The sequence below is a fragment of the Nostoc sp. 'Peltigera membranacea cyanobiont' 232 genome, assembly GCF_002245985.1.
Taxonomy (GTDB): domain Bacteria; phylum Cyanobacteriota; class Cyanobacteriia; order Cyanobacteriales; family Nostocaceae; genus Nostoc.
Genome location: NZ_NOLK01000284.1, coordinates 1 through 4,956, shown reverse-complemented (window position 1 = coordinate 4,956; position 4,956 = coordinate 1). Strand labels below are relative to the sequence as shown.

Annotated in this window: 3 protein-coding genes; 2 read left to right on the top strand and 1 reads right to left on the bottom strand. The window is 38.9% G+C overall.

What is annotated here, in order from left to right:
- Nucleotides 1–312: 312 nt before the first annotated feature.
- Together CDG79_RS38975 and CDG79_RS38970 are read left to right on the top strand one after the other, a co-directional pair.
- Nucleotides 313–1,503: an S-layer family protein gene (locus CDG79_RS38975; RefSeq protein WP_094346840.1), complete on the top strand. Its 1,191-nt coding sequence runs from the start codon at nucleotides 313–315 to the stop codon at nucleotides 1,501–1,503.
- Nucleotides 1,460–3,844, top strand: coding sequence for a CHAT domain-containing protein (locus CDG79_RS38970; protein ID WP_223278626.1), 2,385 nt, complete (start codon nucleotides 1,460–1,462; stop codon nucleotides 3,842–3,844). Before CDG79_RS38975 ends, CDG79_RS38970 begins: the two co-directional genes overlap by 44 nt.
- Here CDG79_RS38970 and CDG79_RS38965 read toward each other — a convergent pair.
- Nucleotides 3,805–4,809 carry a hypothetical protein gene (locus CDG79_RS38965; protein ID WP_223278625.1) on the bottom strand — a complete coding sequence of 335 codons (1,005 nt, stop codon included), beginning with the start codon at nucleotides 4,807–4,809 and terminating at the stop codon, nucleotides 3,805–3,807. The two genes, CDG79_RS38970 and CDG79_RS38965, sit on opposite strands and share 40 nt — an antisense overlap.
- Nucleotides 4,810–4,956 lie beyond the last annotated feature (147 nt).

Below are 4,956 nucleotides of genomic sequence, written 5' to 3'. Positions count from 1 at the left end.
AATGAACCACGAGTCCGTAAACGTCGCCCAAAAATTTACCCCTTGATGACGAAACCCCGGCATGAATTACGCAAGCAATTGCAAACTGCTTAAACCGCAAGGGTTTCGGCTTTTCTTAGTGCCATTCGAGCAAGTATCAGTGCTAGAACTTATAGTAGTGGGAGAGGAGGCGATGTAACTGTAAACGCTCCTGTAATAAAACTGCTTGGTTTTTTACCTTCTAATCCTTATGTTGTTAGCAGCATCATTACTAGTAGTAGCCTATCAGCTTTAGGAAATGCTGGAAATATCACAGTTTCAACAGAACGATTATTGGCTCAGGACGGAGGATTAATCTCATCTCTAACACTTGGAGAAGGTAATGGAGGAAACGTATTTATCAATGCCCGTAATTCTGTAGAAGTTACCAATTCTACAGAATTAATTAATTCTGGGCAATTCTATGTTCCTAGTTATTTGACTTCTCAATCTTTTGGGAATGGGAATGCTGGAAATTTGACAATCAATACACCAACATTTGTAGTGGGAAATAAGGCGTTCGCCAATACTTCCACTCAAGCATTTGGCGATGCCGGAACTCTTAACATCAATGCCTTTGATCTGGAGGTAAGTGGTTCCGTAGGCTCATCTGCCACTAAGGCAAATACAGAAACTCAACAGTATTTCGGCGCTCCTCCAGTCCCCAGTGGCTCTCCTGGAGAAGTAAATATTAACGCTGGACGCTTAAGCCTAATAAATGGTGGACAAGTTAGTGTCACGAATGAGGGAATCAGTACTGTTGGTGGTAAGCTTGCCATTAATGCTGATTCTGTTTCTTTAGATAACAAAAGTTCTATTACTGCCTCTACAGCTTCAGGTGTTGGTGGTGATATTCAATTGAATGCAATAGATTTGTTTTTGAATAACAAAAGTACTATCACAGCATCCGCAGACAATAAAGGCAACGGGGGAAATATCACAATTAATGCAGACATATTAACTGGTTCAAAAAACAGCAGCATCAACGCAGATGCCTTTGAGGCCCGTGGTGGAAATATCACAATTAATGCTCAAGGACTCTTCTTTTCCCCTGATAGCTTGATTACGGCTAGTTCCAAGTACGGAATTAACGGTACGGTTAAGTACAGCATTGCTGATACTAACATTTCCCCTCCTCAACTCAAAGCAGAAGGAATTTTAATAGCTCCTGAAATTACCTCAGCTTGCCAAGCACAAGTAGGCACAGGAACCAGTAGTTTGGTTGTTAGTACTCGCAATCTCCAATCTCAGCCAAACGACCTGATGTATAACAATGTTGAACAAAGTAACTCTGTTCCAGTTCCAGCTTTTAATAATTCACATAATCCCAAATCATTAATAAGTAACCAATCCACACAAATCATAGAAGCCAACGTTCTGATTCGAGATTCTCAAGGGAATTTTGTTTTGACCACAGACCAAGCAAATCCAACCTGGGATAATGCTTCACTGTCCGCAAGTTCTTGTTTTTCAGGCTCTCAGTGATAAAAACATAGAAAAATGCTCTTTAAAAACTTGGCAGGAATCTACGAAAATTTATCGCCAACTAAACGACCAAGAGGGGATTACGGAAAGCCTGATTAATCAAAACCTTGCTTTCCAAGCATTAGGATTACACAAAAAAGCTTGCAATACACTTTTAGAAGCTTTAAAGTTGAATACAAATCTAGGTATTTGCGACACGACTTTGCAGCAACCCGCTCTTGCTCAAAAAGAGCAACTGATGGCAGTAATTGGTAAGCAGAAACCAACATCAGTTAACTTGCTTGGATTACAGAATCTAGGAGAAGTCTTGCGGATTTTAGGGAAATTCAATGAATCGGAAACAGTTCTACAAGAAACATTAACGCTGGCGAAACTTGTATCCTCATCAAATATTAGTGGGATTTATCTGTCTCTGGGTAATATCGAACAGTCAATTTATCAGCAATTACAAGATAAATCTTCTTGGATAGAGGAACCACTTTTTCGAGAACAGATTGCTAACATTATTCCACAAAAAGCGCAAAAATCACTCTGGGATTACCAAACACTGGAAAATCTCCCAAATATCTCAAAATCAGCTAAACTGCAAGCTCAGTTGAATCACTTAACTTTACTGATCAGTTGGGAAAAATGGCTCACTCATCAACCAAATCAAGCGAACCTTCATCAGAAAGTTAATCAACAAATTCGAGTATTGGTAAATCAAATAGATAAAAATTCTTCTGCCTTTTTGGAGTTATCACCTGAGCCATCTATTCATGCTCGGTTGAATTTTGCTAATCACCTCAGCCAGATTCCAGATGAACAATTAAAATCGGTAGCTATTCGATATACTAATTTAGCCTTGAAAATGGCTGAAACTATTAATAGTGTCCGATGGTTATCCTACAGTTTTGGGACTTTGGGTAAATTATCAACTCAAACAGAACAAAAACAGGCATATTTTCAGAAGGCTTTAGGATTCGCTCAATCAATTCGGGCTTCGGATATCGCCTACCAATGGCAGCAGCAGTTAGGACTAATTTACCACAAGCAGGGAAAAACTGAGTTAGCGATTCAGAACTATAATGCGGCGATCGCAAATATGACTGAAGTTCGTGATAGTCTTTTGTCAACTAATGGAGATTTAGAGTTTTCATTTCAGGAGGAAATGGAACCGACATATCGCAATTATATGCGATTACTCTTAAAATCTCCTAATCCTGATTTGAAACGAGTAATACAGATAAATGAAGGGTTACAAATAGCACGTTTAGAAAATTTTCTCAGATGTGGCAAGCTTGATCTTGTTGCTTTGAACCAGCTTCAGAATCTCAAGAGCGCCCCAGCAGTAATTAACATTATTGATTTAGGGGATACTATAGAAGTAATTGCTCAGTCAACAGATGGCTCACTTCATCACCATTCTATTGATTCTAAACTAGTTCGATTCCAGATAGATCATCTTTTAGAAGCTTTACAAAATGAAAAATTTTCTGACGTTGACGAAAGTAGCCTTACTACTTATTCTCAAGTAATTTATGAAAAGCTAATTGCACCAATTAAAACATATCTACCCACATCAGGAACACTCGTATTCACTTTAGATAAATCTTTTCAAAGCATACCAATGGCATTGTTATATGATGGGAAACATTATCTAATAGAGCGTTACAGTCTTGCCGAAACTTTAGGTTCCAGAATTAGACAACCTAGAGTCTTGCATCAAAACCAGATGATAGCTTTGATAGCTGGACTATCAAAAGTTAGCCCCAGTTCTATAGATCCAAATGCACCTAAAAACATGGAGAATTTGCTCCCCTCTAAACAAGAAATAGAAAATGTACAAAAACAAACTGAATCGTCAGTAGCCTTATTAGACAATAAGTTTACCGTTAAAAGGTTCAAAGAAGAACTAAATCAAAATAATTTTCCGATTGTACATATTACTACCCACGGTCAATTCAGTTCTGACCCACTCAAAACAGTACTGGTAGCCTATGACAAGCTAATTAATATTAGAGACTTTGACAGCTTAATCAGAGGTAAAACTGAAAATAGTCAAGATGCAATTGAGTTACTTGTTCTCAGCGCCTGCGAAACAGCTAAAGGCAACAAGCAGTCAGCAATGGGTATTGCAGGAATGGCTGCTCAAGCAGGAGCGCGTAGTACTGTTGCTACTTTGTGGCGCGTGGATGCCGATTCTACCGCTTTGCTTATGCAAGAATTTTATAAAGGTTTGAACAATGGCTTGCCAAAAGCAGAAGCACTACGTCAGGCGCAATTGAGTTTACTGTCAAATCCTAAATATAAGAAGGCTTATTATTGGGGTGGGTTCCTCCTGGTTGGAAGCTGGTTGTAAAATTCCACTGATTTTAGCCCTGATTGGGCTTTTTGTAACTCTTTGGAATTCTTACTGCTTTTGGCTAACTCAGTTGCCTGGATGTATTCGGGTTTCGCCTCGTTTGGCAACTTGGCCTTCAGATAGCGATCGCCCAGTACTCTGTAAAGAGTCGGATTTCGGCTACCAGTTGTTGTTGCCGTTTTTAACATCTCAATTGTTTCATTTAAAAGATTTTCTGCCGTATAGATAACATCTACGTCAAGAATAGTTTCATCTGGAGGTAGCCTTAAGTCTTTGATGCGTTTAATCTTTTGTGCAATTTTTTCTTGGGAGGCTACAGACAATACGTCCACAAGCGTTTCATCGTAGCTAAAAGCTTCGCCATCTTTATAAGCAAAAACATCTATTGTATATGGAGTACCCGGTTGAAATTCCTTTTCATCAGTTGGGTAGGCAAGCCGAGTTTGATTTACAACTTTTTCCCACCCAAACTCGTAACTTTTTACTTTGACTTTGTAAGAAGTAGCACCCTTAACAGCAGTCCAAGTTATTTCGGGACGAGAATTCAATGTTGATGTGCTATAAGGAGAAATGATTGTTGGCTCATCGCTCCCTTCTGTGCCTCCTTTTTGTATGCGACATCCATCAGTGTTGCTTGGATTGCAAGGAGATGAGGCTTGTTCAGATTCGGCACATTTATCAAGAGGAATAGTCCCACTAAGTAATTTTAAAAATTTTCCCGAACTAAAACATAAGAATTCTACAGAACCACCATTTAAAACTTCTAATTTATCTTCCTTACAAATTAAACTTCCTACTTCAAATCGTTTGTCGCCTTTGCTTATTATCCTTCCTAACTGTGGCTCACAACGAACCTGATTTCTTCTTAGTCTTATGAGCGGTACATTTGCTAGCAATGGTAGATGAATTAGTATTAGAGAAGTTAAACAGCAGATTCCCCCAAAAAAAATCAGCTTTTTCATTGTTTGACAAACATAAATTGCAGGGTTAGCGCATCTCAAACTCTATTGACAGTTGGATTCTAGCAGAGAGTTAAGTTTGAGAAAGCCGCCGTCAAAACGGAAAGCATATACTGATCATTCATAGCGGCTCGCCGAGACTTTTGGCGA

What these genes read in the sequence shown, in the direction of transcription:
- CDG79_RS38970 (WP_223278626.1), top strand. Translation starts at nt 1,460, where the DNA reads ATGCTTCACTGTCCGCAAGTTCTTGTTTTTCAGGCTCTCAGTGATAAA.
- CDG79_RS38965 (WP_223278625.1), bottom strand. Translation starts at nt 4,809, where the DNA reads ATGAAAAAGCTGATTTTTTTTGGGGGAATCTGCTGTTTAACTTCTCTA.